The 24,939-nt window shown below is 63.7% G+C and carries 20 protein-coding genes and 1 pseudogene; 10 read left to right on the top strand and 11 right to left on the bottom strand.

The features are described 5' to 3' along the window. A pseudogene (locus tag RTP54_RS17115) lies at window positions 1-143 on the top strand (electron transfer flavoprotein subunit alpha/FixB family protein); the annotation flags it as partial. Between the two features lie 33 nt (window positions 144-176). On the opposite strand, the gene RTP54_RS17110 reads toward RTP54_RS17115, so the two are convergent. From RTP54_RS17110 to RTP54_RS17100, 3 genes are all read right to left on the bottom strand, one after another. Next, entirely contained in the window at window positions 177-1,487 is a 1,311-nt protein-coding gene (locus tag RTP54_RS17110) for an MFS transporter (protein WP_312364371.1), read from the bottom strand. Continuing rightward, window positions 1,484-2,161 (bottom strand): FadR/GntR family transcriptional regulator, encoded by a 678-nt coding sequence (locus tag RTP54_RS17105; RefSeq protein WP_312364369.1) that lies wholly within the window; start codon window positions 2,159-2,161, stop codon window positions 1,484-1,486. The genes RTP54_RS17110 and RTP54_RS17105 overlap by 4 nt, the downstream gene beginning before the upstream one ends. Before the next feature lie 222 nt (window positions 2,162-2,383). After that, a complete protein-coding gene (locus RTP54_RS17100; RefSeq protein WP_312364367.1) occupies window positions 2,384-3,007 on the bottom strand; it encodes an XRE family transcriptional regulator in 624 nt (207 codons plus the stop codon). A gap of 116 nt (window positions 3,008-3,123) precedes the next feature. On the opposite strand from RTP54_RS17100, the gene RTP54_RS17095 reads away from it, so the two are divergent. The 3 genes from RTP54_RS17095 to RTP54_RS17085 all read left to right on the top strand — a co-directional run bounded on the left by RTP54_RS17095 (window position 3,124) and on the right by RTP54_RS17085 (window position 7,116). After that, a complete protein-coding gene (locus tag RTP54_RS17095; RefSeq protein WP_312364365.1) occupies window positions 3,124-4,287 on the top strand; it encodes an FAD-binding oxidoreductase in 1,164 nt (387 codons plus the stop codon). A gap of 91 nt (window positions 4,288-4,378) precedes the next feature. Further along, window positions 4,379-5,977: an ABC transporter substrate-binding protein gene (locus RTP54_RS17090; RefSeq protein WP_312364363.1), complete on the top strand. Its 1,599-nt coding sequence runs from the start codon at window positions 4,379-4,381 to the stop codon at window positions 5,975-5,977. Between the two features lie 5 nt (window positions 5,978-5,982). Further along, window positions 5,983-7,116, top strand: coding sequence for a serine hydrolase domain-containing protein (locus RTP54_RS17085; RefSeq protein ID WP_312364361.1), 1,134 nt, complete (start codon window positions 5,983-5,985; stop codon window positions 7,114-7,116). 68 nt (window positions 7,117-7,184) lie between these two features. Here RTP54_RS17085 and ade read toward each other — a convergent pair whose 3' ends face one another. The 3 genes from ade to RTP54_RS17070 form a co-directional block, all read right to left on the bottom strand. Next, complete coding sequence (gene ade, locus RTP54_RS17080; RefSeq protein ID WP_312364360.1) at window positions 7,185-8,975, bottom strand: adenine deaminase; 1,791 nt, start codon at window positions 8,973-8,975, stop codon at window positions 7,185-7,187. A 71-nt stretch (window positions 8,976-9,046) separates the two neighbouring features. Next, on the bottom strand, window positions 9,047-10,450 hold the full coding sequence (locus RTP54_RS17075) for an NCS2 family permease (protein WP_112807713.1): 1,404 nt from the start codon (window positions 10,448-10,450) through the stop codon (window positions 9,047-9,049). A 60-nt stretch (window positions 10,451-10,510) separates the two neighbouring features. Beyond that, window positions 10,511-12,313 (bottom strand): adenine deaminase, encoded by a 1,803-nt coding sequence (locus RTP54_RS17070; protein ID WP_312364358.1) that lies wholly within the window; start codon window positions 12,311-12,313, stop codon window positions 10,511-10,513. Between the two features lie 108 nt (window positions 12,314-12,421). On the opposite strand from RTP54_RS17070, the gene RTP54_RS17065 reads away from it, so the two are divergent. Further along, entirely contained in the window at window positions 12,422-13,381 is a 960-nt protein-coding gene (locus tag RTP54_RS17065) for a LysR family transcriptional regulator (protein ID WP_112807717.1), read from the top strand. A gap of 18 nt (window positions 13,382-13,399) precedes the next feature. Here the strand turns inward: RTP54_RS17065 and RTP54_RS17060 are convergent, their stop codons facing one another. The 3 genes from RTP54_RS17060 to RTP54_RS17050 form a co-directional block, all read right to left on the bottom strand. Next, window positions 13,400-13,750: a DUF1801 domain-containing protein gene (locus RTP54_RS17060; RefSeq protein ID WP_312364355.1), complete on the bottom strand. Its 351-nt coding sequence runs from the start codon at window positions 13,748-13,750 to the stop codon at window positions 13,400-13,402. A 114-nt stretch (window positions 13,751-13,864) separates the two neighbouring features. After that, window positions 13,865-15,220: an ATP-binding protein gene (locus RTP54_RS17055; RefSeq protein WP_312364354.1), complete on the bottom strand. Its 1,356-nt coding sequence runs from the start codon at window positions 15,218-15,220 to the stop codon at window positions 13,865-13,867. Then, window positions 15,220-15,882: a response regulator transcription factor gene (locus RTP54_RS17050; protein ID WP_112807722.1), complete on the bottom strand. Its 663-nt coding sequence runs from the start codon at window positions 15,880-15,882 to the stop codon at window positions 15,220-15,222. The genes RTP54_RS17055 and RTP54_RS17050 overlap by 1 nt, the downstream gene beginning before the upstream one ends. A 109-nt stretch (window positions 15,883-15,991) precedes the next feature. On the opposite strand from RTP54_RS17050, the gene RTP54_RS17045 reads away from it, so the two are divergent. Then, on the top strand, window positions 15,992-16,753 hold the full coding sequence (locus tag RTP54_RS17045) for a L,D-transpeptidase (RefSeq protein ID WP_312364353.1): 762 nt from the start codon (window positions 15,992-15,994) through the stop codon (window positions 16,751-16,753). Window positions 16,754-16,823: 70 nt separating this feature from the next. On the opposite strand, the gene RTP54_RS17040 is transcribed toward RTP54_RS17045, so the two are convergent. Further along, window positions 16,824-17,792, bottom strand: coding sequence for a DUF808 domain-containing protein (locus tag RTP54_RS17040; protein ID WP_312364352.1), 969 nt, complete (start codon window positions 17,790-17,792; stop codon window positions 16,824-16,826). A 222-nt stretch (window positions 17,793-18,014) separates the two neighbouring features. Here RTP54_RS17040 and RTP54_RS17035 point away from each other — a divergent pair, with 222 nt between their 5' ends. The 4 genes from RTP54_RS17035 to RTP54_RS17020 all read left to right on the top strand — a co-directional run bounded on the left by RTP54_RS17035 (window position 18,015) and on the right by RTP54_RS17020 (window position 23,771). Continuing rightward, a complete protein-coding gene (locus RTP54_RS17035; protein ID WP_112817754.1) occupies window positions 18,015-18,620 on the top strand; it encodes a TetR family transcriptional regulator in 606 nt (201 codons plus the stop codon). Window positions 18,621-18,680: 60 nt separating this feature from the next. Then, window positions 18,681-19,838, top strand: coding sequence for an efflux RND transporter periplasmic adaptor subunit (locus tag RTP54_RS17030; RefSeq protein ID WP_409517148.1), 1,158 nt, complete (start codon window positions 18,681-18,683; stop codon window positions 19,836-19,838). A gap of 26 nt (window positions 19,839-19,864) precedes the next feature. After that, complete coding sequence (locus RTP54_RS17025) at window positions 19,865-23,017, top strand: efflux RND transporter permease subunit (protein WP_112833080.1); 3,153 nt, start codon at window positions 19,865-19,867, stop codon at window positions 23,015-23,017. A gap of 172 nt (window positions 23,018-23,189) precedes the next feature. After that, complete coding sequence (locus RTP54_RS17020) at window positions 23,190-23,771, top strand: DUF922 domain-containing Zn-dependent protease (protein ID WP_112833066.1); 582 nt, start codon at window positions 23,190-23,192, stop codon at window positions 23,769-23,771. Between the two features lie 242 nt (window positions 23,772-24,013). Here RTP54_RS17020 and RTP54_RS17015 read toward each other — a convergent pair whose 3' ends face one another. Further along, the gene (locus RTP54_RS17015) at window positions 24,014-24,703 is read right to left on the bottom strand and encodes a response regulator transcription factor (protein ID WP_112807732.1); all 690 of its coding nucleotides are present in this window, start codon (window positions 24,701-24,703) and stop codon (window positions 24,014-24,016) included. Between the last annotated feature and the right edge of the window lie 236 nt (window positions 24,704-24,939).

Below are 24,939 nucleotides of genomic sequence, written 5' to 3'. Positions count from 1 at the left end.
TCCAGCATCTCGCCGGCATGAAGGATTCGAAGGTCATCGTCGCCATCAACAAGGATGAGGAGGCACCGATCTTCCAGGTCGCCGACTACGGCCTGGTCGCCGACCTCTTCGAAGCCCTGCCGGAAATGGAACGGGCGTCCTGATCATACTTCGGGGTTGGCGGCTGACGATAAGGATCAGCCGTCGATCTTGATCGTGCGCGCGCCGACATGCAGCGCCCGGCCGGCACCGAAGCCCATGAACGCGGCCGCGAGGCCAAGCGCCACGAACAGGATGGCGGCGGCATCGAAGCTTCCCGTCCAGTCGCGAATGAGCCCGACGAGCAGCGGGCCGATGGCGGCGAGCACATAGCCGACCCCTTGCGCCATGCCGGAGAGATGCGCGGCGACGTGGGCATCGGGCGAGCGCAGCACGATGAGCGTCATCGCCACCGCAATCAGCCCGCCCTGGCCGAAGCCCTGCAGGACCGCCCAGACGAGGACCGTCGAGGGCGGCGCAAAGAGAATACCGATGAGGGCGATGACCGCGGCCGCGACGAGGGCCACGTTGATGCCCCGCTGGTCCTTGCGCCTGACGGCGAAGGAGGGAACCAGCAGGCAGGTAACGACCTGGGTCATGATCGAGACCGAGACGATGGCGCCGGCCGTCGCCGGGTCGAAGCCGCGTTCCCGCAAGATGGGAGCGAGCCAGCCGAAGATACAATAGGCGAGCGCCGACTGCAGGCCCATGAACAGCGTGACCTGCCAGGCGAGCCGGTCGCGCCAAAGGCCGACGACACGAAAGCCGGTGTGTCTCACCTGCGCCTTGCTGCCGAGCGCCTGCGGTGCCCAGATCAGCAGAACGATGAAGGCAGGCAGCGCCCAGATGGCGAGCGCGCCGGACCAGGAGCCCGTAACGCCGTGCTCAAGTGGCAGTGTCAGGCCGGCTGCCCCGGCAGCACCGGCGCAGAGCGCCATGGTGTAGAGCCCGGTCATAACAGCTGCCTTGTCGGCAAAGTCGCGCTTGACGAGGCCCGGAAGCAGGACGTTGCCGATGGCGATGGCGGCACCGGCCGCAAAGGTCGACAGGAAGAGCAGGGGCACGAGACCGAAACCGCGCAGGGCCGTGCCGAGCGCGAGCAGCGCCAGGGCGCCGAGCAGGGTGCGCTCCGCGCCAATACGCTGCGCCAGCTTCGGCGCGAGCGGTGCGAATAGGCCGAGGCAAAGCACCGGCAGCGTCGTCAAGAGGCTGGCACTTGCCGTCGAAAGGCCGGTGTCGCGCATCACCTCCGGCAGAAGCACGGAGAGGCTCGAAAACAGCGGCCGCAGGTTGAAGGCGATCAGCACCAGGCTGGCGCCCAGCACAAAGCGCGCCGCGCCGCGCGGCATGACCGGGGGTTCAGGTTCGGGCACGCTATCGGCCTCGGCGTCGATGAGCTGGTCTTCGAGGCCATCGAGCGCTGTGGCCTGCAGGGCCTGGGCATTGGGGTCGCGAAAAGTATGGTTCATTGCGAAAGAAGCCTGTCGAGTTCGCGCAGCACCGGCGCCATGAAGGCGCGCACGGAGGCGGCAGCCCGGTCCGGATCGCCGGTGGCGATGGCCGTGACGATCGCCGCATGGGCCTCCTCGTCCGGCTCCGGCAAGTCGCCCTTGAGCGTCGAGTGAATGGTTTCGAGGATCGATGCGGTGAAGAAGTCGTAGAGCCCGACGATGGCGTGGTTGCCGGAGGCTTCGACGATCGATTTGTGAAAGGCGATGTCGCGCTGGCCGAAGGCCTCGAAGCCATCATCGGCTACCGTGCCGCGCGCCTTCAAAAGCCGGGTCATGCGCTCGAGATCTGCCGGCGTGTGGCGGATTGCGGCAAGCCGCGCCGCTTCGACATCGAGAGCGGCCCGTGCCTCCCACTGGTCGCGCAAGCCCGCACGTTTGACGCGGTCGAGCGCGCCGGCCGGATCGACCGTCGAGCGAACATAGGTGCCGGAGCCCTGGCGCGTATCGAGCAGGCCTTGCGACACCAGCACGCGCACGGCCTCGCGCACCGTGCCGCGGCTGACGGACAACAGCTCGGTCAGCACGGTTTCGTTCGGGATGCGGTCGCCGACGCCCCAGCGGCCGCTGATAATTTCGGCACGCAGGCTTTCCGCCGCGCTGTCGGCAAGATTGGTACGGTTGATGGGTTGCATGATCTGCTCATCAAGTCATCGGATGATTTTATCAATAGGCCCGGAAATCACCGACGTCAATAATGCCGATTTGGAAGGCGGTGGACTCCGACGGTTCTTTGCCGCTCGAATGAAGGTGTGGTGTCGGGCAATGGTCGAGACGCCGAGCGGCTGCATGAAGGTGCTGCAGCAAGTAGGGGTGGTGCAGGAAAGGATTGGCCCGCCAACCGATGGGGCGGGGCGTTATCGATCCGTCAGCGCGCGGTCGGTGATGCTAAGCAGGGTCTTTTCCATGTCCGGCTCGTCGCCGGAGCAGACGCACAACATTTCCGCTTCGCCATCACCGACCGAGAGATAGGCATGGCCCATCGTCGAATCGATATAGACGCTTTCGCCGGCCTTCAACCGCACCGGCGCGTACTGGTCCGTGTGCAGCTCGATTTCGCCCTTGAGCACGATCAGAAACTCTTCGCCGGCGTGTCGCGTCAGCGGACCGAACTCTTCCAGGGTGCGGGCGCGGGCATGGGCAAGGATCGGCACCATGCGTTTGCGCACGAGATCGGTGGCGAGATAGTGATAGTCGTAATTCCGGGTCAGTTGGCGCAACGTCGTGGTGGCCGAGGTCACCGAACGCCGCGTGCGGGCGGATGGCTGCTTGCTGTCGCCGCTCAACAGTTCCGTTACATGCACGCCGAGGCCGGCGCAGATCTGCAGCAGCTTGTCGTAGGTCAGCGACATCTGGTCGTTCTCGACCTTGGACAACGTCGACACGGCGACGCCGGTCAGATGGCTGACATCCTGAAGGGTCCAGCCGTGGTGCTTCCTCAGGTTCCGCAGGCAATCGCCGAGGTTTGGCTGTTCCGACATGGTTTTCTCCCGCAAGCGACAGTCCACTAGCTAGTTCAACTCCGCGCGCCTCGCAACATCCACCAAGAATTTTCCGATACGCTAAATATTGACCGTATCGGAAAATGATTTTACCAATGGCTATGCGCTCAGGAACCTCTTCTCCCAAAGTGATTGTCATCGGCGGCGGTATCGCCGGCCTTTCGGTCGCGGCCGCCGTCCAGGAATGGGCTTCTGTCACCCTCATCGAGCGCGAGGACCATCTCGGCTATCACGCCAGCGGTCGCTCGGCGGCCCTGTTTGCGGAAACCTACGGCAACACCACGGTGCGCGCGCTTTCGGTCGCCAGTCGACCGGCCATCGTCGACGGCGGCTTTGCCGAGCATGTGCGCGGCGCCCTGCATTTCGGCGGGCATGGCGACGACCGGATGGTCGACGAGCTGGCACGAAAGTACCAGGCGCTGGTGCCGAGCGTGCGGCGGCTTTCGCCTGATGAAGTCAACCGCCTGATCCCGGTCATCCGCGCCGACACCACCTGCGGCGGCGTCTATGAACCCGGCGCGCTCGATATCGACACCGGCAAGATGGTGCATGCCTGCGCCGCCTCGCTCAAGGCACGCGGCGGGACGGTGATCTCGGGCGAAGAGGTGTTGGAGATTTCCCGCCTCACCAGCCATTTCCTGGTGAGGACTTCGGCGGGCTCGCACACGGCCGACATGGTCGTCAACGCGGCTGGCGCCTGGGTGGACGTTGTTGCCGAACGGGCTGGTTTGCCCGGGCTCGGGTTCGCTCCGAAGAGACGCACCGCCTTCATGTTCGATCCACCAGAGGGGCTCGACGCGCGCAACTGGCCGCTCGCCGTCGACTTGCACGAGCGCTTCTATTTCAAGCCGGATGCCGGCAAGTTGATCGGGTCGCTGGCGGACGAAACGGATACGCCCCCCTGCGACGCTTATCCCGACGATCTCGACGTTGCGATCGCCGTCGACCGGATCGAGCAGGCGACGGAGTTTCGCATCGGCCGCCCGCAACGCCCCTGGGCCGGGTTGCGTACCTTTGCGCCGGATCGCACGCCCGTCGTCGGTTTCGATCCGCGTTTGCCCGGCTTCTTCTGGCTCGGCGGCCAGGGCGGTTATGGCTTCCAGGTGTCGCTGACTTTGGCGCGGATCGCCTCGGCGCTGCTTGGCGATGCCGGGATGCCCGAGGATGTCGCGGGCCTCGGCGTCACCTTCGACGCGCTTTCGCCCGATAGATTTATCGCAGTCGCCCAAGCGGCGCCGCTTGCTCCGGTCGGTGAATGACCGGGAGCGCCACCATCAACGAAACGTCGACCATGCTGTGGGGAGAGCCGCGCGGCGACGTCAACACCTAGGACAACCAGGAGCGTTTTCCATGAAATCCACCCATCTGATCCTGCGCACCGCGCTCGTCGCGTCGACAATCCTTTTCGGCGGCCAGGCCTACGCCAAGACCCTGGTCTATTGCTCCGAGGCGAGCCCGGAGACCTTCAATCCGATGATCGGAACGGCTGACAGCACCATGGACGCCGCCGCCAAGCCGATCTTCAACCGGCTGGTGGAGTTCAAGCCCGGCACGACGGAAGTTGGCCCGGCACTGGCCGAACGCTGGGACGTGTCCGAGGACGGCAAGGTCTACACCTTCCATCTGCGCCATGGCGTCAAGTTTCATGCCAACGCGCAGTTCACGCCGACGCGCGAATTCAACGCTGACGACGTGCTCTACACTTTCGACCGTCAGCGCGACGCCGACAATCCCTATCACAAGCTGTCGAACGCATCTTACGAGTACTTCAGCGCGCTGGGTCTGGGGCCGCTGATCGAGAAGATCGAGAAGGTGGACGACTACACGGTACGCTTCACGCTGACGTCGGCAAATGTCACGTTCCTGCCGAGCATTGCTCTCGACTATCTCTCGATCCTGTCGCTGGAACAGACCGAGAAGATGGTGGCGGCCGGCACGCCGGAACTGATCGACCAGGCGCCTGTCGGCACCGGGCCCTTCGTCCTCGAAGCCTATGCGCAGGACAGCCAGATCCGCTATGCCGCCAACAAGGACTATTGGAACGGTGCGCCGAAGATCGACACCCTGGTCTTTGCGATCACGCCCGAGCCGACGGTGCGCGTCACCCGGCTGAAGGCAAACGAGTGCCAGGTGGCGGCACCGCCCCCTCCGGGCGCCGTTGCCGAGCTCCGCAACGATCCCGACGTGACCGTCTACAATCTCGAGGGCCAGAACATCGGCATTCTCGGTTTCAACGTCGAGCACAAGCCGCTCGACGATGCGCGCATCCGCCTGGCGCTCGCCAAGGCCGTAAACCGCCAGGCGATCGTCGAGGCGGTGTATCAGGGGGCAGGCACGGTTGCCGGCAGCGTCGTGCCGCCGGCGCAACTCGGTGCTGCCAAGGACGCCGGCATCGACTACGATCCCGAAGGCGCAAAGGCGTTGCTGAAGGAAGCGGGCCATGAGGGCGACATTTCCGTCGCGCTCTGGGCCATGCCGGTCTCGCGGCCCTACAACCCGAATGCCCGCCGCATGGCGGAAATGATCCAGGCGGACTGGAACGCCATCGGCGTCAAATCCGAGATCGTCAGCTTCGAATGGGCGGAATATCTGGCCCGTACCGCCAAGGGAGAGCACGACGCTTTCCTGCTCGGCGGCAGCAGCGACAACGGCGACCCTGACAACATGCTGAGCTACCTTCTGAGCTGCGACGGCGTTGCCGGCGGTTCCAACCGGGCGCGCTGGTGTGATGCCGATTTCGAGAAGCTGCTTCAGGATGCGCGCGTTGCCGCCGATCCCAAGGAGCGCGCTGCGCTTTACGGCAAGGCACAGGCGATCCTGAAGGCTCAAGTGCCGGTGGCGCCGATCGCCCATTCGGTCGTGTCGATCCCGGTGCGCAACAACGTGAAGAACTATGTGCTCGACGCCTTCGGGCGCCAGAATTTTGCCAGCGTCGATATTGCGGAGTGATGGGGATGGACGGGATAGGCGCGAATGGCGGCACGCGCATGGCCGATCTGAGCCGGCTGCTTCAAGGCTATGTCAACGATGGTGCCGTTGGCGCTTCCCTCGCCGTTGCGTGCGGCGATGGCGAGACGGCTGCCGTAACCGCGGGGCTTTCCGATCGGGCGCGCGGGATTTCCGTTTCGCCGACGCAGCTGTTCAAGATCGGCAGTTGCACCAAGACGTTCACCGTCGCCGCACTGATGAAACTCGCTGAAAGCGGCGCCGTCGATCTCGATGCACCGATCTCGCGCTGGTTTCCGGATCTGCCGGGAGCGGCGGCCATTTCGGTCCGCCAGCTCGTCAACCATCGCGGCGGCCTGCCGGAGTTCGAATACGATATCCCGATGACGCCGGATCGTCTCTGGACGCCGGCCGAACTGGTCGATCTCGCCTTCCGGGTCGGTGGGCAGACGGCGTCCGGCGGCCCGGCGGTCTACAACAACACCGGGTATGTGCTGGCCGGCATGCTGATCGAAACGGTAACGAGCCAGTCGCTCGGCACCTATGTGCGCCGGCAGGTGCTCGAACCGCTCGGGCTCGAAAACACCTGGTCTCCGTCGACTGAAAGCTTCCCCGAGGAGCGGATGGTTCGCGGCTACTATCACCGTCCGCCGCCGGCGGCGGACGCCGGGGCGGGCATCGCCGCCGGCGCCGAGATGTGGCGCATGGACGGTGTGCTGCCCTATTCCGATGCGCTGCAGGATTCATCGGATTCGTTCCCGTTCACCGCGGCCTATGCCTGTGGCGACATGGTCTCGACCCCGAGTGACATGGTCGCGTTCATGCGGGCGCTCTATGGTGGCCGGCTCCTGGCGGCCGACATGTTCGGGCAGATGAGCGAACGTCGCGTTACCGTCAGCTTCCCCGGCACCCGAATGCGCGAGACGGGGGCTGGACTGTTCCAGAGCAGCTATGCCGGCCGGCTCCTCTATGGTCACCAGGGCAGCATTCCGGGCTACGTTACCGTGATGATGCACGAGCCGAAATCAGGCCTGACAATCGCGATGGCCAGCAATGTCGGCTCGGGCTACCGCATGTCCTTTTACGCCAGCGGGCTGCATGAGGTGCTTGATCGCGCGGTCGGTATCATCCTGGACGGTTGAGCTGCCACCCATATTTGCAACAACCAGGTCTCGACCGCCCTTTTCGGGCGGTCGAGTGCCTTTTGCCGCTACGAGATGACGACGTCGACCTTCTCGAAGGTCCTGACATCGATCAGGCCCTTGTCGGAGATGCGCAGTTCGGGAATGACGACCAGCGCCAGCAGCGAATGCTGCATGTAGGCGTTGTTCAGGCGGCAGCCGCAGAGGCGCATCGCCTCGACGAGTGCAGCGGCCTTGTCGGCCACGATCTCGGCGCGCTGGTCCGACATCAACCCCGCCACCGGCAGTTCCACGAGCGCAAGCTCCTTGCCGTCCTTGATCACCACGATGCCGCCGCCGACTTCGTGCAGGCGGTTGGCGGCCTTGGCCATATCGTCCTTGTTGGTGCCGACGACGATCATGTGGTGGCTGTCATGGGCGACGGTGCTGGCAACCGCACAGTCGCTGTCGTAACCGAAGCCGGAAACGAAGGCGTTGACGACGTCGCCGGTGCCGCGGTGGCGTTCCACCAGCGCGATCTGGCAGACGTCGTTTGCGCGGTCCATCTCGATGATGCCGCCCGCAGCCGAAAGCTCGGCCTCCAGCGCCCGCGTCGGGGCCTGGTTCTCGACGACACCGATCACCCGCACGCGCGCACGGCTTTCGTTGGAGTTGAGACCGATGTCGAAATCGCCCGCCTTCAGCGTCTTGCCGAGATGCACCGTGTCGCGGGCACTTGCCGGATAGACGAATGGCGGGATGTCCCGCACCAGGGCGCCGGAATCCGCCAGCAGTTCGCCGCGGGCAAACACCATCTCGATCGGCAGCGCGGCAAGATCCGAGGTGATGATCAGATCGGCGCGGCGACCCGGCGCGATCGAGCCGAGTTCGCGCTCGACGCCGAAATGCTGGGCGGTGTTGAGCGTCGCCATCTGGATGGCGGTAATCGGCTTCAGCCCTTGGGCGATCGCGTGGCGCACCACCCGGTTCATGTGGCCGTCGTGCACGAGCGTGCCGGAGTGGCTGTCGTCGGTGCACAGCAGGAAATTGCGCGGATCGACGCCGGCTTCCGTGATCGCCTTGACCTGGGCGGCGACGTCGAACCAGGCGGAACCGAGCCGGAGCATGGCGCGCATGCCCTGCCGGACGCGGGCGATCGCGTCCTCGACCGTCGTTCCCTCATGGTCGTCGGCAGGCCCGCCGGCAGCATAGGCGTGAAACTCGCGGCCGAGATGCGGCGAGGCATAGTGCCCGCCGACGGTCAGTCCGGCGTCCTGGGTCGCCGCGATCTCGGCCACCATCTTTTCATCGTTGAAGGCGACGCCCGGGAAATTCATCATCTCGCCGAGCCCGATGATGTTGGGCCAGCTGAGCGCCTCCGCCACGTCCTTGGCTGAGAGTTCGGCGCCGGCGGTCTCAAGCCCAGGCGCGCTCGGCACGCAGCTCGGCACCTGGACATAGACGTTGACCGGAAGGCTCTGCGCCTCGTCGTTCATCAGCTTTACGCCGGCAAGGCCGAGCACGTTGGCGATCTCATGCGGATCGATGAACATTGTCGTGGTGCCATGCGGGATGACGGCGCGGGCAAATTCGGTGACGGTGACGAGGCCGCTTTCGACATGCATATGCGCGTCGCAGAGCCCCGGCACGAGATAGCGGCCGTGAGCGTCGACGACTTTCGTGCCTTCGCCGATCGTGTGGCTGGCGTCGGCGCCGACATAGGCGAAGCGACCGGCTTTGACGGCGATGTCGGTATTGGGGATGATCTCGCCGGAATAGACGTTGACCCATTTGCCGTTGCGGATCACCAGGTCCGCCGGTGTGCGGCCCATGGCGACGTCGACGAGCTCGGGTGCGGTCCTCGACCAGGATTGAAGCATGAGAGGTTCCTTCGAGTGGAGACTGTATCGGCGCCCCTTCGCGCGACTGGAGAAAGGGGCGCCGGGAGGCGTTACTGGGTCTGGGCGACGAGCGCTGCCGCGAGCAGGGCGACGAACCACATCACCGGCTTTACATCACCCGCCCGGCCGCAGACCAGCTTGATCAGGACATAGGCGATGATGGCCAGCGACAGGCCGAGCGTGATCGAGAATGTCAGCGGGATCAGCACGATGGCGAGGAAGGCAGGGATCGCCTCGTCAAGGTCGGTCCAGCGGATCTTGCTCATCGGTTCGGACATGAAAAGGCCGGTGAGGATCAGCACCGGCGCCGTCGCCACAGCCGGAACCAGCGACAGGAGCGGCGACAGGAACAGGAACGGCACGAACAGAAGGCCGGCGACAAGGGCGACCAGCCCGGTGCGGCCGCCCTGGGCAATGCCGGCACCCGATTCCAGATAGACGGTGGCGGGGCTGGTGCCGAGCGGCGCCGATATCAGTGCGGCGACGGCGTCGACATGCATGGACTGCTTGATGTTGCGCGGCAATCCCTGCTCGTCCTTCAGGTCCGCCGCTTCAGCAAGACCGAGGAAGGTCGAGAGCGCCTCGATGAAGTTGGTGAACAGGAAGACGAAGATGAACGGCACGTAGATCAGGCTGAGAGCGCCGATAAGATCGATCTGGCCGACGAAGCTGAAGTCGGGTGCTGCGGAAAAGCCGCTCCAGTTGACCAGCGTGTGCACGTCGGGTGTCTCCGGCGAAAACGCGCTGCCATCGCCCCACCAGCGGCCGATCGGGATCGACAGGATGGTGGTGAGGATCATGCCGGCCATCATGGCGCCGGGGACCTTTCGGACAACGAGCGCCACGGTGAGGATGAAGCCGGCAATGAAGGTGAGGGTGACGGGGTTGAAGGTCGTCAGCCCGACGATCGTATCGGGATTGGCCACGATGAACTTTGCGTTTTCAAAGCCGATCAGCGCGATGAACAGGCCGATGCCGCAGGCAATGCCATAGCGCAGGTCGACCGGAATCGCCTCGATGATCGTCTGGCGCAGGTTGAAGAAGGCCATGACGGTGAAGAGCACGCCGGCCCAGAAGACGCAGCCGAGCGCGATTTCGAGCGGCACGTTGGCACCAACGACCATCGTATAGGCAAACAGCGCATTGATGCCCATGCCAGGTGCCACAAGGATCGGGCTTCGGGCATAGAGCCCCATGGCGCAGCTACCGACGAAGCTGACGAGCACGGTCGCCGTGACGCCGGCCGAAAACGGAATGCCCGCATGCGACAGGATCGACGGGTTGACGACGATCACGTAGGAGGCGGCAAGGAAGGTCGTGAGACCGGCGAGAATCTCGGTGCGGATCGTCGAGCCGAATTTGGAGATCTGGAAGTAGCGGTCGAGCAGGCCGGCGAGCCAGGAGGCTTGCGCTCTGCCTGAGGCTGGCTCCACGCCCTTGGGTTGGTAGTTCATTCGTGTTCCCCTTTTTTTGAAATGAGGAAGGGGCCGGCAGTGCCGACCCCTTCCAAGGCTTTATTCCGCCGCTGCGGCGCGCTCTTCCTCGCCACCATTCCCATGAAGCGGCGAGATCACTTTCAGCTGAACGCAATCGACGACCCCGAGATCGGTGATGGCATATTCCGGGATCGCGGTGATTTGAAGCACGAACATGTACATGAACGGCCATGGCAGGGTGCAACCGAGCGCACGCGCCGCGTCGTCCAGCTCCTCCTCCAGCGCCGCCATTTCCGATGGCTCGATGTCGGAGACGATGCCGCCGATCGGCAGGTGCAGGAAGGAGACGACCTTGCCGTCCTTCACCACCACCTGGCCGCCATGGTTGGCGATCAGGTGGTTGATCGCGACCAGCATGTCTTGCGGGTTCGCGCCGATGCAGATGATGTTGTTGTCGTCGGGTGCTGTCGAACTTGCGATCGCGCCTTCGCGCAGTCCGAAGCCGGAGGTGAAGGCGACGGGACGGTTCTTCGTCTTGCCGTAGCGCTCGACGACGGTGACATACTGGATGTCCTGGGCCGGGTCTGCGAGCACGCAGCCGTCTATCACCGGCAAGGTGACATCGCGGCGGGTGCGCACGAAGATCTTCTCTGGCGTGACGGCGATCGCCATGGCACGGGCGGTGTCGCCGGAGCCGTCGTAACGCAGTTTCAGGTCGTCGAGTTCAAGCGGCGCGACCTTCATCGAGGTGAGCAATGCCGCGCTGCGCGGCGGCGGCACCAGTTCGATGGCCATGCGGCCGTCGCGGGCGACCTCCTCGCCCTTGGCGATGACGGCGTCGATGCGGAATTCGCGCAGGTCGTTGACGAGCAGGATGTCGGCCGCCCGGCCAGGCGAGATCGAACCGACCTTGTCGTCGATGCGCAGCGCATCGGCGCCGTTGATCGTTGCCATCTGGATCGCCGCCATCGGCGAGATGCCCATGGCGATCGCCATGCGGACCATGTTGTCGAGGTGGCCGCGCTTCAAGATGTCGCTGGCAACGACGTCGTCGGTGCAGAAGCTGATGCGGCGCAGCGCCTTCACGCCCATTTCGGTGACGATGCGCAGGTTGTCGGAAAGGAAGTGGGAGATCGAGGATTCGCGCACGACGACGTGCATTCCGGCCCGAAGCTTCTCAAGCATTTCCTCCGGCGAGTAGCTTTCGTGGTCGGCACGCACGCCGGACTGCTGGTAGCCGTTGAGGCGCGCGCCGCGCGTCATCGGGCAGCAGCCGAGCACCGGCAGCCGGCTCCTTTCGGCAAGCTCCAGTGCTGCGAGCACGTCCGGGTCTTCTTCCTGGATGAACTCGCGCACCGTTTCCCAGATACCGACGCATTCCGGCCAGTGATGGGTGGCCTGGTGGTCGGCCGGGCTGAAGTAATGGCCGACGGTGGAGCGCGGCATGGTGTAGGGGGTCTTGCACGGCGCGCCCCAGAACACCTTCAGCGGTGTCTCCCTGGCCTCGTCGAGGAATTCGCGTGCGGCGGACGGCCCGCCGACGACGATGATCTGGTCGAGGCCGGTGACGATCGAGGTTGTGCCGAGCGGCACGACCGCCTTGGCAAAGCTCGTCAGCGACATTTTCGAGCATTCGACATGCAGATGGCCGTCGATCATGCCCGGCGCCAGGTACTTGCCAGTGGCATCGATGATCTTCGTGTCCGGCCCGATATAATCGGAGATATCGCCGACGGCGATGATCCGCTCGCCATAGATCGCGACGTCGGCCTGGTAGATCTCTTCCGAAACGACGTTGACCAGCCGGCCGCCGCGGATCGCCAATGTGGCCTTGTTGCCGGTGCCCGAGGCTGCCCGGATAAATTCTCTGATATCGCTCACTGAAACGTCTCCCTTAGCGTCGACAAATAGTCCCAGTTTGGTTTCGTTTGTACAATGGGCCGAAATGGCGTATTTCTCGGACATATCATCCAAGATTTTGGACGAAACATGGACCTCTCGCTTCTCGACTGCTTCGTCAAAGTTGCCGATTCCCGTTCGATTTCAGCGGCTTCGCGCCTTCATCGGTTGCCGAAATCGACGCTCAGCCACAAGATCCGCCAACTGGAGGATGAGTTCGGTATCGAACTCTTCGTGCGGGAGGGGCACCAGCTGCATGTGACCGATGCCGGAGCCGAATTCCTGCGCTATGCCCGGCTGATCCAGTCGAATTGCGAGGATGCGGCAACGGCCATGGCCGAGATGCGCCAGGAGGTGGCGGGCACGCTGCGCGTCGGCTCGACCGGCGAGTTCGGCACCACGATCACATCCGAGCTGCTCTACGCCTTTCGGCAGCAATACCCGCAAGTCAATCTCGACGTGGTTTTCCTGAGCTCCAGGCAGCCGTTCTCCGACGTCACCGAACAGGCGCTCGACGGCATCTTTCACTGGGGCGAACCGTCTGATGTCGACTATATCAGCCGGCGGCTTTCGGTCTCTTCCTACGGCCTGTTTGCCAGTGCCGACTATATCGCCCGGCATGGCCAGCCTTCGACGCCTGACGCGCTTGCCGGCCATCGCGGCCTTGTCTTTCGCCAGCCGACACGGTTGCAATCCTGGTATCTGACACGCGAGGGTGCCGGCGAGGTCGATCTGCTTCCGGCCGCAACCTGCACCACCAACGACTATTGGACGATCAAGTACTTCGCGGTCGCCGGCGAGGGTATCGCCTACCTGCCGGAATTCTTCGTCGAGACGGAGCGGCAGGCGGGGTTGCTGCAGCCGGTGCTTTCCGAATGGTCGTCGCCGAAAACGGCGATCAACCTGATCTATTCGCGCCGCCGGCACGTCTCGAAGCGCTTCAGGGCTTTCGTCGACTTCTGCATCGACTTCTACCGTGATCGCGAGCGCGCCAGCATTCCGCGTTACTACGTCGAGAAGGTCAGCATGCCGGGTGCCGCGGGGCGCTGACGTCGTGGAACGTCCGGGTCAACTGGCGGCTCTGAAAGCCAGTTCGACATAGGCGGCCACATGCTTTTCCTCGATGTCGGACAGGGACAGCATCTTGATGTGCCGACGCCCCTTGCCTTGACCCATCAGCACGCCATGCGGGTCGGGGAGAGCTGCGCCCTCGCTGAACTCCAGCGTTACGTGTGCCGAATAGGGAAATATGCCGCAAAACGGCCGCGCGGCGGAAAACAGCAGGCCGCCATATTTGATCTCTTCCGAAAGGCCAAGCCCGGACGCCAGCACGATGTCGCGCAGCCTCGTGACGATCGCGAACTGGGTCGGGCCACGGTCGCCGATATCGGCAAGGAAGGTTTCGATACGCTTATCCATCACCGCTCTCTCATGATGTGTGCAATGATTTGAGTTCCTGCGAGGGTTGTGCGCCGATGCATGGCATCCGGCAAGCGTCATGCGGCCTATCGGATGGGAACTTTCCGCCAGCGCTCAAACGATGAGGTCATTCGGGATGACGATCCGGGCGGACAAGCCTCGCTCGGCCCGATTTTGCAGGGCCAGCGTTGCGCCGGCGTGCTGGAGCGCGAGTTCGGCGATGCTGAGGCCGAGGCCGCTGCCGATGGCGGCCTTGAAGCGGCCGCGGAAGAAGCGCTCGGTGACATGCGGCATTTCTTCCGGCGGTATCCCCGGGCCTTCATCGTCGATCGTTATCGTCGTGGATGCGCGACTTCTGTCGAGCGAACAGCGGATAACACCGCCGGTTGGCGAATGGTGGAGTGCATTTTCCATCAGGTTGCGGGCGGCGAGCCGCATGAGGTCCGCATTGATCCTGACCCGGAGCGCGAGAAGGTCCGGGTCGATCAAGATCGTGGCCGCCCGGCCGGCGTGACTGAGCAGTTCGGTCCTCAGCGAGGCCAGCATCTCGCCCGAGTTGACTTCGGCCGTGGCCCGCGCTGTTTCCGATGCTTCGACCGAGGCGATGTCGAGCAATTGCCGGACGAGCCGTCCGGTGCGGTCGACGCCCGCAACGATCTGGCCAAGCGCCTTTTCGCGGATCTCGGCATCGTTGCTGGCAAGTGCCACCTGGGCCTGGGTCTTCAGCCCGGCAAGCGGCGTCCTCAGCTCATGGGCGGCAAAGGCAATGAAATTCTGCTCGCGCTGACGCGCGCCGGCGACGCGGCTGAAAAGGCCGTTGAGCGCGCCAAGCACCGGAGTGATCTCGCTTGGCGCCGCGGTTTGACCGATCGGATGCAGGTCGGAGGCATCACGCGCAGCGAGGTCGCCTGCGAGTTTTCTGAGGGGTGCCAGCCCGCGCCCGACGCTCAGCCAGATGAGCGTTGCCAGCAGCGGGACGATCAGAAGCGCGGGAAAGAGCAGGCCCTTGACCACGTCATTGACCAGCCTGTCGCGGATGCGCAGGTTGTCGCCGACCAGCACGCGCACGCCGAGCTCGGCGTTTTCGACCGCATAGACCCGCCAGGTCTCGCCGTTGATCACCGTTTCGGAAAGGCCGGTGGCATGTGCCGACAATGTCGTCTCCGGCGCGCTTTCCGACCTGCCGATCAGCGTCCCGTCCAGCGACCAGATCTGGCAGGAAAGCTGCCGGTCATAGTGCGGGTGGTCGAGCACCGGGATCCTGGCTTTCGTCTGGGCCGGCCTGTCCGGGTCGATCTCCTGGTTGACCACCAGCGAGCTCACCATCTTTGCCGCCTCCATCAGCCGGGCGTCGAGCACCTGCTCGACTTCGGCGCGGGTGCTGAAGAAGATCCACAGCGTGGCCGAAAGCCACATGAGCCCGGTGGTGACGAGCAGGATGAAGAACAGGCGGGTGCGGATCGATCGCATCAGTTGCCGCCGCCGAGCCGGTAGCCGATGCCCCTGACGGTTTCGATCAGGCCAGGACCGAGCTTGTTGCGCAGGTGGTGGATATGCACCTCGACGGCGTTGCTTTCGACCTCTTCCTGCCAACCGTAGAGCTTGTCCTCCAGCGTCGCCTTGGACAGGATGGTGCCGGGTTGCGACATCAACGCATGCAGGATCGAGTATTCGCGGCGCGAGAGCCTGACCGGGATACCCGCTTTTTCCACCGATTGCCGGGCAGGGTCGAGCCGGATCGTCGCCCATTCGACAAGGGCCGTCGAACGACCGGCAGAGCGGCGTGCGAGCGCGCGCAAGCGTGCCGCCACCTCGTCGAGATCGAAGGGCTTGCCGAGATAGTCGTCGGCGCCCATGTCGAGCCCGCTGACGCGATCGGCGACCGTGTCGCGGGCGGTCAGCAACAGTACCGGCGTATCGTCGCGCCCGTCGCGCAGCTTCTTCAGGACGTCGATGCCGGAGCCATCCGGCAACATCAGGTCGAGGACCACGGCGTCGAAGCTGCCAGCCGCGAGCGCCGCATCTGCGCTCTCACGAGTGGCGACGGCATCGGTGGTAAAGCCGGCAAGCGCCAGCCCGACCTTCAGCCCGTCACGCAAAATGTCATCGTCTTCGACAATCAGTACCCGCACTCGGATCTCCACGCTGTATTCGGCAACGGTTGTTTATCACGTCCCTTAAGGCAGCCTTAAGGTAGCGCCTTCCTCTGGGGCCATCGTAACAAGCCCTTCGAGTCGATGAATGTCCGATAAAGAACAGCCGAATCCATTGCCGTCAGCCATAACCGATCGGTGCGCCGGCGTAACGCTGACGCGCCGCAGCCTTTTCGTCGGCGCAACCGCCGTCCTGTTATCAGGTTGTGCCGCAACGGCGCGCCCGACGCCGAAGCCGGTGGTGGTCGAGCCGCCGCCGCCGGTAAAGGGCGTGGTTCCCGCGATGTATCAGGCGATGCCGAACGAGCAGTTTCCCATTCCCGCCGTAAATATCGCCGAGGTCGATCCGAAATTCTGGCGCCAGGAGGTCGATTATCCGACGCAAGAGCGCCCGGGCACGATCATCGTCGATACGCCGGCGAAGTATCTCTACCACGTGTTGCCCGGCCAGCGCGCCATGCGCTACGGCATCGGCGTCGGTCGCGAAGGCTTTGCCTGGTCCGGACGCGCGGTCGTCGCCTACAAGCGCAAGTGGCCGCGCTGGACGCCGCCCGACGAGATGGTGGCACGCCAGCCGAAGCTCGAGCCCTACAGCATCAAGAATGGTGGCATGGGGCCGGGCCTGAAAAACCCGCTCGGAGCACGGGCCCTCTACATCCACCAGGACGGCAGGGACACGCTCTACCGCATCCATGGCAGCCCCGAGGCGCGCTCGATCGGCAAGGCCGTCTCGTCCGGATGCATCCGCATGCTCAACCAGGATGTGGTCTATCTGCACGACCAGGTGCGCGACGGCAGCCCCATCGTCGTCATCCCCGATCCGTCGAAGGCCCATCTCGCCGCGGGCTGATCACGGTTCGAGACGAAGTCTATTCCTCTGGCCCCCTGCGGGCCAGAGTTGGGAACCGTACACCGGCATGTCAGTGACGCGCCGGCCTCAAGCGGCTCCAGATCGGTGCGACCACATTGCCCATGACGACAATGGTGATGGCGCCGACGACGATCGCAAGCAGCGCCTGCTGTGCGGACGTGGCGATCCAGCCGATCAGGCCCGGTGCAATGGCGAGCGCCTGGACGATCGCTCCGGAGATGTCGTGGATAAGGTGTTCCGGCCCGGCATAGCCCATCTGGGCGGCGCCATGGACCAGAATGCTGCCGCCGACCCAGAGCATGGCGGCCGTGCCGACGCCGGCGAGTATTTTCAGGAAGACGGGCATGCCGATCACGAGGCCGCGGCCGAGGGCGCGCAGCGCCGAGACCGACGTCTTGGCCAAAGCGACGCCGGCATCGTCGGCTTTGACGATCAGGGCGACCACGCCGTAGACGGCAAGGGTGATGGCGATGCCGACCGAGGCGAGCACGGCGGCCTGCATGTAGATGCTGGCGTCGGCGACGGACGACAGCGTCAGTGCCATGATCTCGGCCGACAGGATGAAGTCGGTGCGCACCGCGCCCGAGACCTTTTCGTTTTCGAGCGCTACGGGGTCGGTCTTGTGTCCGAGCACGGCGTTTTCGTGCTGGTGGGCCGCATGCGGAAAGAAGACGCCATAGAGCTTCTCGGCACCTTCGTAGCAGAGGAAAATGCCGCCCAACATCAAGAGTGGGTTGATCGCCCAGGGGGCGAAGTAGCCGAGCAGCAATGCGCCCGGCAGCAGAAACAGGATCTTGTTCTTGAGCGAGCCGAGTGCGATGCGGCCGATGATCGGCAATTCGCGTTCGGGCGTCAGTCCGACGACGTAGCGTGGGGTCACGGCGGCGTCGTCGATCACCACGCCTGCCGCCTTTGCTCCGGCCTTTGCGGTCTGGGCGGCGACGTCGTCCAGCGAGGCGGCCGCCATCTTGGCGATGGCAGCGATATCGTCGAGCAGGGCGATGAGACCAGTAGCCATGAAATGCCAAGCCTTTGTGCTGAAATTCGGTTCGAGCAGTCGCTCTTTAAGGATTCGGCAGTAACCACCACCGCGTGTCGAGTCAACGATGAGCGCACGTTGCCGCTGGCGAACACAGTTTCGTGAGACGGCAGGCACGGCTCATTGGTTGACGTTTGACGACTTTCGATTTACGTCTGACGAAATATGAAATTCGTCAGACGTAAATCGAAAGTGAAACTCATGGACGACGGCATCGACCAGCTGACCGCCACGCATCAGGAAAACGTCGAGCGGATCCTGGAATCGGCAGAGCGGCTGTTTCGACATTTCGGGTATTCCAAAACCAATGTGGCCGACATCGCCCGCGATCTCGGCATGTCGCCAGCCAACATCTATCGCTTTTTCGCCTCCAAGGCAGAGATCCACCAGGCGATCTGCGGCCGGCTGCTGGATGCGAGTTGCCAGATGGCGCAGGACATTTGTCGGCTGCCGATAAGTGCTCCGGAGCGCCTGCGGCAGTATCTGCGCGCGCAGTACCAGATGACGGTCGAGGTCATGCTCGACGATCAGAAGGTGCACGAAATGGTCGTCATCGCCATGGAGCGCGACTGGCATGTGATCGACATGCACATCGATCGTCTGCACGCCCTTTTCGCCGACGTGATCCGCGAGGGCATCGAAGCGGGAGAATTCCCCGAGCAGGATGTCGATATTGCCTCCCGATGTTTCGGCGCGGCCACGGTGACCCTCTGTCACCCGCAGATGGTGGCGCAATGTCTTTCGAAGGCAAACCGGGCGACGCCCGAACAATTGATCGAGTTTGCGATCAAGGCCCTGAAAAACTGACGAACTGCAGATGGCCCTCATGCGGCCGGTATGGCTGATGCCACCTTTAGGAGTGCGGAAATGCCCTTGCCCGTTCAAACCCGTCGCCGCTTCTCCTCCGGCGGAACGATGGTTCTTCTTGCCGCGATCTCGCTCCTGCTCGCCGCCTGCTCCGAGGAGGCCGAGGAAGCAAAGCCCGTCGTGCGGCCGGTCAAGGTCATCGAGATCGGCGATGCGGGCGAGGCGCGCCAGATGAACTATTCGGGCGTTATCAGGGCGCGCACGGAAATGAACCTCGGCTTCCGGGTCGGCGGCAAGATCACCGAGCGCCTGGTCAATGTCGGCGACCGGGTGAAATCCGGCGACCTCATCGCGCGCATAGATGCGACCGACTACGAGCTTTCGGTCAAGAGTGCCGCTGCAAATCTGGAGGCCGCCGAGCGTCAGGTCGAGACAACGGCGCTGGTACGCACGCGCGCCGAACAGCTTTTTGCCAAGAAGGTCGCCTCCAAGGCGCAACTGGATCAGGCGACGCTTGGGCACAGCCAGGCGATGGCCAGCCGCGATGCGGCAGCATCCGCACTCGCCCAGGCGAAAAACCAGGTGACCTATACAGAGCTGATGGCCGACCGCAGCGGCATCGTCGCTTCAATCGCCGCCGATGTCGGCCAGGTCGTCGGCTCCGGAACGCCGGTCGCCACTGTCGCTGCCGAGGGCGAGAAGGAAGTGCTGATCGCGGTTCCCGAAGTCGATGTCGCCAATTTCAAGCCGGGCATGGCGGTCAAGGCCGGGTTCTGGTCGGATCAGGGGCTCATGCTCGACGGCAAGGTTCGCGAAGTTGCCGGCAGCGCAGAACAGCCGTCCAGAACCTTTGCGGTGCGCGTCAGCCTGCCCGACGATCCGCGTATCCTGCTCGGCATGACGGCGACGATCCTGGCTTCGGCCGCCGACGCCGACCGCCACCTGTCCGTGCCGCTTAGTGCCCTGGCGCAGAAGGACGGCGGAACGACGGTTTGGGTCGTCGACCGTGGCAGCCAGACGGTCAGGAGCCGCACGGTCACCGTCGCCGATTTCACCAGTGACGGCGTGCGCGTGCTCGACGGCCTGAAACGCGGCGATCTCGTCGTGGCTGCCGGCACGCAATTCATGACGGAAAACCTGAAGGTGGCGATCTCGGGCGATGTCGCTCGCCAATCCGCCGGAAACGATCAGACCGCAGCCACCGAAATCGTGCGCTGAGCCAACCCAACCGCGGAATGACGCCGATGTCCAAGTCCACCGAAGAAAAGCGGCCTTTCAACCTTTCGCGCTGGGCGATCGCCCATCCCAGCATGGCGCGGTTCCTGTTCGGCCTGATCATCATTACCGGTGTTTTCGGGCTGATGCGCATGGGACAGAAGGAAGATCCCGATTTCACCTTCCGCGTCATGGTGGTGCAGGCTTTCTGGCCGGGCGCCTCGATCAAGGAGATGGAGGACCAGGTCGTCAACAAGATCGAGCGCAAGCTGCAGGAGACGCCGCACCTCGATTTCGTGCGTTCCTACACCCGCGCCGGTAGCGCGATCATCACCCTGCAGGTCGAAGGCGATACCAATGCCGAGCAGGTCGCCGACGCTTTCTATCAGGTCCGCAAGAAGGTCGGCGATATCGCCAGCGAGCTGCCGGAAGGCCTGCACGGGCCCTATTTCAACGACGAGTTCGGCGACACCTTCATCACCCTGAATTCGCTGAGTGGCGATGGCTACAGCTACCCGGAACTGAAGGCGTTCGCGATCCAGGCGCGCGACATGCTCTTGACGACGCCCGGCGTCGAAAAGGCGGTGATCCTGGGCGACCAGCCGGAAAAGATCTTCATCGACGTTTCCTCCAAGGTGCTGGCGGCGCGCGGCCTGACGCTCAACGATCTGAGGAACACCATCGCCGGCCAGAACAGCGTCGATCCGGCCGGTTCGGTCGATACCGGGTCGCGCTCCGTGCGCATTGCCGTCGAGGGCGGACTCGACAAGGTCGAGGATCTGAAGAACCTCAGCGTCAGGGCCGGCGGGCAGGTGACCCGCCTTGGCGATATCGCCACGGTTTCCCTGGGGCTGGAAGATCCCTATTCGCGCAAGTTCCGCTTCAACGGTGAGGACAGCGTGCAGATCGGCGTGGTCATGGCCAAGGGCTTCAAGGTCACCGATGTCGGCAAGGCCGTCGAGGAAACGTATAAACGCTTCGAGGCGTCACTGCCCTATGGCGTCAGCGTGGACCAGATCGCAAACCAGCCCGAGGTGGTCACCGAAGCCGTCGGCGAATTCATGAAGGCGCTGGGCGAGGCGCTGGTGATCGTGCTCGTCGTCTCGTTCCTGTCGATCGGCTGGCGCTCTGGCCTGGTGATCGCCATCACCATTCCGCTGGTGCTGGCAGCCACCTTTGCCATCATGTACGAGCTCGGCATCGACTTGCAGCGCATCTCGCTCGGCGCGCTGATCATTGCGCTCGGGCTGCTGGTGGACGACGCGATGATCGTCGTCGAGATGATGGAGCGGAAGCTGGAGGAGGGGCTCGTCAAGGTCGAGGCTGCAAGCTTCGCCTATACCTCGACGGCTTTCCCGATGCTGACCGGCACGCTGATCACCACAGCCGGCTTCATTCCCGTCGGTTTTGCAGCCTCGACCGCGGGCGAATATGTCCGTTCGCTGTTCTATGTTGTCGGTATCGCGCTGGTGGTCTCGTGGTTCGTGGCGGTCTATTTCACGCCCTGGCTCGGCAACATGATCCTGAAGCAGCGTTCCCATGCCGGCGGCCATCACGACGTGTTCGATACCCGCTTCTACCGGCGCCTGCGCTCGACGGTGTCCTGGGCGGTTCGCCATCGCGTCATCGTGCTGTCGATGACGCTTGTCGCCTTCTTCGTGAGCCTGTGGGCGTTCCAGTTCATTCCGAAGAACTTCTTCCCGCAGTCCTCCCGTCCGGAAATCCTCGTCGATCTCTGGCTGCCGGAAGGCACGAGCATCAAGGAAGTCGAGAGTGAGGCCAAGGCGCTGGAAGCGCGGATGATGGACGATGCCGACAAGCGCTTCATCGCCACCTATATCGGCGAAGGCGCTCCGCGCTTCTTCCTGCCGCTCGACCAGCAATTGCGCAACCCGAATTTCGCCCAGCTTTTGATCATGGCCAATGACGAGCCGGCGCGCGAGCGGCTGATCGTGAAGCTGCGCAAGATCCTTGCCGAGGACTTCCCGTCGATCCGCTCCAAGGTCGACCGCCTCTTCCTAGGCCCTCCGACCGGCTGGCCGGTGCAGATGCGCATCACGGGCCCGGACCGCCAGGAGGTCCGCCGCATCGCCGATCAGGTGAAGGCGAAGTTTGCCGAAAACCCGCAGCTCGGTGCCGTGCACGACGACTGGCTGGAGCCGGTAGCGGCGATGAAGCTGGTGGTCGACCAGGATCGCGCCCGCGCGCTCGGCGTCACGTCGCAGCGCATCCGCCAGATGCTGCAGGCAAGCATGTCCGGCGTACCGCTCGACACGTTCCGCGACGGCGAAGAAACCGTCTCGATCGTCGCGCGTGAGCCGGACGCAACCCGGGCGCTGCTGTCGTCGGTGGAATCGATCTATATCCCGACCGATTTCGGCAGCTTCGTTCCGCTGTCGCAGGTGGCCAAGGTGGTGCCGGTGCTCGAGCAGGGCATCGAATGGCGAAGGGATCGTCTGCCGACGATCACGGTTCGCGGCACCCTGCCGGACGGCGTGCAGCCGAACGACGTGGCATTGAAGATGTATGGCGACATGCAGGGACTGCGCGACGGCCTGTCGCCCGGCTACAGCGTCAGCATCCAGGGCGGAGCCGAGGATGCCGCCGAAAGCCAGGGCTCGATCGCCGCCAAGGCGCCGATCATGCTGGCCGTCATCGTCGTGCTCCTGATGATCCAGCTCCAGCATTTCGGAAAGGCGATGCTCGTTCTGGCGACCGGCCCGCTCGGCATCATCGGCGCGGCGGCGGCGCTGTTGATCAGTGGCGCGCCCTTCGGCTTCGTCGCGATCCTCGGCGTCATCGCCCTGCTCGGCATCATCATGCGCAACTCGATCATCCTGGTGGACCAGATCGATCAGGACATTGCCGCGGGCATGGAGCGCTCGGAAGCCATCATCGGCTCGGCCGTGCGCCGGTTTCGCCCGATCATGCTGACGGCGCTGACCGCGGTTCTGGCGCTGATCCCGATCTCGCGCGGCGTCTTCTGGGGGCCGCTCGCCTATGCGATGATGGGCGGGATCCTGGTCGCGACCGTTCTGACGATCCTGGTGCTGCCGGCCGGCTACGCGCTGTTTTTCGGTCGGGAGCCGAAGAAGCGCACGCCGGAGCCTGAGGTTGCCGAAGCGACGAGCCCGGAACCGGGCGCGACGGTGCTCTATCCGCCGGCAGTGGCGGCGGAGTAGCGTCGAACGACCGTCAGGGACGCTCGTCCGATGCCGGATGCGCTTCGTTCGCCGCCACGGCCACGCTTCTACGGCGCGAAACGATGCCTGCCGGCGAATAATGCGGTAGGGTCACCCGGATTGAGACGCCTTTCAGGGGATTCGGGTGAAGCGAGACGTTTTCTTTTGCAGCATGATCGCCGGCGCATTGTCGCTGACATCACCGGCGCATGCGCAGTGGCAGGCGGTGGAAAAGACCAATACCTATGCCATCTCCGGACAAACCGGCGCCGAGCTCTATGCCTCGATCGGAGAACGCGGGCCCAAGGTCGGCGGACTGGTGCGCGCCATCGCCCACACCGATTTCAAGCTGACCTGGACCAGGAAATACGAGCCGCAGGATGGCGGCTGCACATTGGTGACTGCCAAGCCGAAGCTGATCATCACCTATACGCTACCAAAGCCGTCAAAGCCGCTTGAGGGCGCGATGGCGCAGAATTGGGAGACGTTCATCGCGGGCGTTCGCGACCACGAGCGCGTGCACGGCGATTTCATCAAGGATCTGGTCAAGGCGATCGAGGCAACATCGGTCGGGCTGTCGGTCGCGGGCGACCCCAATTGTCGCAAGATCAGGACCGAGTTGACGCGGCGGCTCGGCGAACTGTCCATGGCACAACGTCAAAGAAGCCGCGATTTCGACCGGGTCGAACTCAGCGCCGGCGGCAACGTCCACCAGTTGATCCTCAACCTCGTCAACGGAACCGGCAGCCGCTGACGCAGCGACAGGGCCGTCTCACTCTTTCGCCAAGGTGGATGCCGATGCCGCGCCAATAGACGCCCCGCGACGTTCGCAGTCGTGACGCGGTCCATCGCCCAAGCCGTCCCGTACCGACACGGTGGTCGGATACAGGAGGCATGTCCGCTCTTTGGAGGAGCGTTCTCGGCGGGCGAGTATCACAGGTGCACCGGACGAACGTCATTTACCCGAAGGTCAGCCGTGCGCCTGGTGTCGCCGGATTACTTCATGAATTCCCTGATCTTGTAGGCGACCTCGGTGCGGTTGGTCGCATTCAGCTTCTTCATGATGTTTCTGATATGAACCTTCACGGTGCTCTCGCACAGGTCCATCTCATAGGCGATGATCTTGTTGGCTTTACCGCGGCGCAAGGCTTCGGCAACCTCGATCTCGCGCGGCGTGAACAGACTGTCGGAGCAGCGCGCACCGTTGACGACGGAGTTGATTGCCTCCCTCATCGTCAGAATGCTGCTTGCCGGAACGAAGACGCCGCCGGCGCGGGCCAGCGCAATGGCCTCGGCCGCGACATTGATGCCGACATTGCTTGGAATGTAGCCGCGGGCGCCGCATTCGAGTGCCTTGAGGATCTGGCCGAGTTCGTCCGTTTCGGCGACCACGATCACTGGGCTGTATTTGAACTTCTCGACCAGCGTCTCGATCTTTTCGCAGATGGCGAGGTCGCCGACCTTGCCGCCGCCAACGATCAGGAGAACTGCGGACGGATCTGCAGGCAGTTTGCGGCTGCGCCATTCTTCAAAGGATCCGACGGTGATGATCGTCAGGTCGGGGTCGTAACCGGTCAGGCTCTTCGAGAGGCATTCCCGGTCGAGGGCACGGGGGTCGATGAGGAGGATGTAATCGACGTCCTCTTCCTGGGCTGTCACGTCGGAACCTGCCAGTCCCTGGGGCATGCGCTGGTCCACTGCGCTTGGGAAGGATGTCGGCCGTGCCGTTGAGGGTCTTGCAATTGTGGCTGAACGAATATCCATTGAAATTTCTCCTTTTTATTTTTATTTTGAAGGTGTAAATATCAGTGATACAAGTAATGGTTTCAATATATCCTTGTGTTCCTCTCGCATTTTCTCAATGTTTTTAGTACAAAATCACATATATTCGAAGGTTGCATTAACACAGGTTAATGTCGGTG

Origin of the sequence: Ensifer sp. (assembly GCF_031989085.1) — a bacterium.
Classification (GTDB): Bacteria; Pseudomonadota; Alphaproteobacteria; order Rhizobiales; family Rhizobiaceae; genus Ensifer.
This window is presented reverse-complemented; position numbering and strand designations above follow the sequence as displayed.

Coding starts and splice junctions, on each gene's coding strand:
- RTP54_RS17110 (WP_312364371.1), bottom strand. CDS start 1,487: ATGAACCATACTTTTCGCGACCCCAATGCCCAGGCCCTGCAGGCCACA.
- RTP54_RS17105 (WP_312364369.1), bottom strand. CDS start 2,161: ATGCAACCCATCAACCGTACCAATCTTGCCGACAGCGCGGCGGAAAGC.
- RTP54_RS17100 (WP_312364367.1), bottom strand. CDS start 3,007: ATGTCGGAACAGCCAAACCTCGGCGATTGCCTGCGGAACCTGAGGAAG.
- RTP54_RS17095 (WP_312364365.1), top strand. CDS start 3,124: ATGGCTATGCGCTCAGGAACCTCTTCTCCCAAAGTGATTGTCATCGGC.
- RTP54_RS17090 (WP_312364363.1), top strand. CDS start 4,379: ATGAAATCCACCCATCTGATCCTGCGCACCGCGCTCGTCGCGTCGACA.
- RTP54_RS17085 (WP_312364361.1), top strand. CDS start 5,983: ATGGACGGGATAGGCGCGAATGGCGGCACGCGCATGGCCGATCTGAGC.
- ade (WP_312364360.1), bottom strand. CDS start 8,975: ATGCTTCAATCCTGGTCGAGGACCGCACCCGAGCTCGTCGACGTCGCC.
- RTP54_RS17075 (WP_112807713.1), bottom strand. CDS start 10,450: ATGAACTACCAACCCAAGGGCGTGGAGCCAGCCTCAGGCAGAGCGCAA.
- RTP54_RS17065 (WP_112807717.1), top strand. CDS start 12,422: ATGGACCTCTCGCTTCTCGACTGCTTCGTCAAAGTTGCCGATTCCCGT.
- RTP54_RS17060 (WP_312364355.1), bottom strand. CDS start 13,750: ATGGATAAGCGTATCGAAACCTTCCTTGCCGATATCGGCGACCGTGGC.
- RTP54_RS17055 (WP_312364354.1), bottom strand. CDS start 15,220: ATGCGATCGATCCGCACCCGCCTGTTCTTCATCCTGCTCGTCACCACC.
- RTP54_RS17045 (WP_312364353.1), top strand. CDS start 15,992: ATGTCCGATAAAGAACAGCCGAATCCATTGCCGTCAGCCATAACCGAT.
- RTP54_RS17040 (WP_312364352.1), bottom strand. CDS start 17,792: ATGGCTACTGGTCTCATCGCCCTGCTCGACGATATCGCTGCCATCGCC.
- RTP54_RS17035 (WP_112817754.1), top strand. CDS start 18,015: ATGGACGACGGCATCGACCAGCTGACCGCCACGCATCAGGAAAACGTC.
- RTP54_RS17030 (WP_409517148.1), top strand. CDS start 18,681: ATGCCCTTGCCCGTTCAAACCCGTCGCCGCTTCTCCTCCGGCGGAACG.
- RTP54_RS17025 (WP_112833080.1), top strand. CDS start 19,865: ATGTCCAAGTCCACCGAAGAAAAGCGGCCTTTCAACCTTTCGCGCTGG.
- RTP54_RS17020 (WP_112833066.1), top strand. CDS start 23,190: ATGATCGCCGGCGCATTGTCGCTGACATCACCGGCGCATGCGCAGTGG.
- RTP54_RS17015 (WP_112807732.1), bottom strand. CDS start 24,703: ATGCCCCAGGGACTGGCAGGTTCCGACGTGACAGCCCAGGAAGAGGAC.